This is a genomic window from Streptomyces sp. NPDC048297, assembly GCF_043201585.1.
In the GTDB taxonomy this organism is placed as follows: Bacteria; Actinomycetota; Actinomycetes; order Streptomycetales; family Streptomycetaceae; genus Streptomyces.
Genome location: NZ_JBICZA010000081.1, coordinates 1 through 3,862 on the forward strand (window position 1 = coordinate 1; position 3,862 = coordinate 3,862).

The window sequence follows — 3,862 nt, forward strand, 5'->3', positions numbered from 1 at the left end:
GGGGTCCGGGAGCCTTCGGTGCGCCTGAACGCGCCTCTGCACGCGCATCTGGGCGGTGGGTCCGGGGGTGTGTCCTTCGCGTATGTGCTGAATCCTGATGACGGCCGGGTCGATACGGTGGTGTATGCGCGCAGTTCGCGTCGTGATGACCGGAACCGGTACCGGTGGGACGGGCACGGTGCTGCGGCGGTGGCGGGGCCGCTGCCGATCGAGGTCGTGGGGAACCAGCCCGAGCTGGAGCGCTCGCGTGCGTTGGTGAAGCGGTTGCGGGAGCCGGGTGGACCGGCGTCGGTGATCGCCGAGGCGGGCGCGGGCCTGCCGAGCCAGGCGAGCGAGGCGAGCCAGGCGAGCCAGGCGGGTCTGCCGAGCCAGGCGAGCCTGGAGAGTCAGGCGAGTCAGGGGTTCGACGGGGAGCGGTTCGAGGAGCGCTGGCGTTCGCTGACGGCGCGGCGTGGTTCCGTCACGACGAATGCGGCGATCGAGCGTGCCCGTGAACTGGTGGGTGACGTGCGGACGTTGCCGCCGACGATCGCGTGGCACGAGGACACCTACAACCAGCTGGCGCCCGAGGACAAGGTCGTGCGGCGCGTCGCGGTCCGTCTGATGACGACGGCCGAGGACGAGCCGGGCACGGCCGAGTTCGTGCGGCAACTGGTGGCCGAACTGCCGTCGGAACGGACCAGGGTGCCGGGCGGCGTCAAGAAGAGGCGCCGGAGGGGCAACGCCGAGACCGAGCCCACAGGCTCCGTGACGGACAACCAGGCGGGCCCCTCGACGGTGAGCCAGCCGGGACCCTCGACCTCGCGCGCCGCGGCACCGTCCGGTTCCGGTGGGCAGGGCACCACCATGAGCCGACGGGGTCTGCGCCGCGCGGACGCGCGACACCTGGTCACTCTTGCTCTTCAGCGCTGGACGGAAGAGCACACGACGACGGACGTCATCGACGATCGCTCCGATCGAGTTGTCGACAAACTGGCCGGCCAGCTGCTCACCTACGACCAGGAGCTGTCGATCGCTCCGGACGTGGATGTCGCCGACTACGTGGTAGCCCTGCACGCGAGCAGTGCTCCCATGCCCCCCGCATCGACGATCGAGTCCCTCATGCGGCGCCGCAACGTGCTCGTCGCGGTGTCAGGGTCCTCCGAGGCCGCCTGGTTGATGGCCGCCTCCCCCCGGCTGATCGAGACGTTCTCCCCCTACCCGGATCTGCTGCGCGCTGTGGGGGACCCGGCGTCCACAACCGTCGCGACGAGACTGAGCGACTCCGCGGAGATGGTCGCGGCGATCTCCTCGAGCCCGGTCTTGCTGCAGGCGCTGGACGCCGATCCCGCCCTCCGGATCATGCTCCGGCGCCCCAGTTTCATCGTGGAGTTCGGGTCGCGTCCGGACCTGATCCTGCGGATGTTCGCGGATCGCCACATCGCCGAACACCTGCTGCCCGACGTGGAAGCTCTGAGCGATGCCCTGCTGAGTGCGGACGTGCCCACGTTCGAGAACGTCCTGACCCGGCTCGACGAGAACGTCAATCTCGCGGTGGCCATTCTGGGACGGCCTGACGCGCTTTCCGGTGCCGATCTTCTGCGGCTCTTCTCCGACAGCCGGGTCCTGGACGCGATGCGCAGGAACCCTTCGCAGATCCAAACGGTTCTGGCCGTACCCGGCATGCTCGACCTGGTACACGCCGACCCCGAGATTCTCTCCGTCCTGGGCTCCGATCCGGATCTCTCCGACGTCCTGGTGGACATTCCGGACCTCGCGCTGCGGATCGCGGGCTCCCCGGAGCTTCGCACGGCCGCCTACGGCAACGCGGGACTCGCGGCCGTGCTCTCGGCGACCCCGCATGCCTTCGATCACCTGCGCGACGAGCCCCGAGAGCTGCGTATGGCCCTGGCCACGGCGACGCCGGCCGAGGTGGCGCCGGCGCCGGCCTCCACCTCGACTGTCCCGCTCATGCGTATTCGGCAGCATCCTCTCGTCAAGCTGGCGTACCCCAACGAACGCGACCTGGTGGCCAAGCTGGCCCCAGATGTGGAGTTCACGCGCGCGCTGGCGGCCTATCTCAGGGCCTTCCACATGCCGCACGAGATCCGCCGCTTGATGGAGGACGAGAACGCTGAACTTCGAGATGCCCTGATCGCTGTGGATTTTCCGGGGGGCGATATCCTGGGACTGGCGCTGCGGGATCCTTACATGCGCAGTCAGGTGGGGAATCCGGACCGGTTGAAGGCTCTCGAGTTCCTGAGCGCGAACTCCGAGTTCGTTCAGGCCTTCTACGACAACCCCGGTATCGTCCTGGCCCTGGCGAGCAACGTCATGCTGGGCCGCCTCAACCTTGCGTCCGACATCCCCGGCTTCTGGTCCGCGGCGAGTCAGGACGCTCTCCTGGTGTCGACGCTGTACAAGGACCAGGGCCTGGTCACGGCGTTTGCTTCGCCGACGGCGTTCGCCCAGCTCATGGCCAATGACGGTGCGCTGCTCCGCCTTGTCAGCCAGTTCCGGAACGTCACCTCGGCGGCTACGTCGACCATCGTCGAGGAGGCTGACCTCGCTCCGTACGGCGTGGTCTTCCACCGTCTGGCCGACGCGGCCAGGGACGCTCACGCGGACCCGAACGCCGTGCCCGGGGCCCAATGGGCGGAACTGCTGAAAAATCGGACCATCCTCGCGGTCCTCGCCGAGGACGCTCAGGCCCCCTTGGTGACGGCGCTGGGCGCGCACCCGAAGATCCTGGCAGCCGCGTTGCAGCGGTCCGCTTTCGAGGAGGCGCTCACCACAGATCCCGAGCGTTTCCTGCCCCATGTGAACGACCCGAACGCGCTCCTTGCCGAAATCGAGGCGCTGGGCCCGGTCAGCTTCACCAGTGAGGGCCTGAGGCTCACGCCGGCGAGTCGCGTGTTGTTCTCTTCCCTGTCCCTTCCGTTGGACGAAGCACGCGCGCGGATCTCGTCGGTGGAGGACAGCCCTGAATCAATAGCGGACAGCCTCGACGTCCTTGGAGAAATTCATGAGGCATCCGAGGATCTGCCGGATCTGATTGCGGTCATTTCCGACGACCGTAATGTCGGGCTGCAAGCCGTTGTGATCAACAATTCGGAAATCGTGACCACCATGCGGCGTCGCCCCGCTCTGCTGCCGATGTTGATCGCATCAGGGAAAGCGCCCGCCGCCGTGGCGTCCGACCTGGAATTCACGCGAGCCCTGGCCGACAATGGAAACCTCTTCCACGCGTTTCTCAACGATCCCTTTTTGGTCAACATGGTTGCGACTCGAGAGGATCACCGGAAGCATGTGTCCCAAAATCGCGAGATGTGGCGTGTCCTGACGTCGCCGACAGCGGTTACCTTGAGTTCGTTGATACCTAGCTTCATGACGGTGATATCGGCCAGTGAACCGCTTGCCGAGGCTTTCAACACCAGACCTGGCGTCCGGAAGCTCCTGGAAGATGGCAACGAGCTTTTCGAGTGTCTGGACGCTATAGTCGGCGACACTGAGGACGGCCCTGCCCCGGCACGCGTCAGATTTCTGAACGAGGTCGTGCGTGCGATCCTCAGCGGCGGCAGAGCATCGCTCAGCGCGGCCGTTTTCCAGCCCGAGATCGTCGACACACTGGTGCGCCATCCCCGTTTCGCCCGTGCGCTTGCCGCTCAGTCCGGAGTCATCCTCTCGGAGGACGAGTTCCTGGCCCTGGTCGAGGACGCAGACCTGCCCGGCTTCCTCGAGGTGCACTCTGACGCGGCCGCGCTCATCCTGAGCAACCGGACCCTGTTCGTCGCGGCGATCCACAATCCGGATGTGGTGCCGGCCGTCCAGAACGTGGACGGCTTGCGGGAGTTGCTCGAACACAACGATGATGTGGCGAGGC

The 3,862-nt window shown here is 66.8% G+C and carries 1 protein-coding gene; it reads left to right on the forward strand.

Translation table 11 applies throughout. The annotated features are described in order from the left end of the window. Positions 1–18 precede the first annotated feature (18 nt). The coding region (locus tag ACGFYV_RS37445) for a hypothetical protein (RefSeq protein ID WP_393883017.1) at positions 19–3,862 on the forward strand (3,844 nt) is incomplete at its 3' end.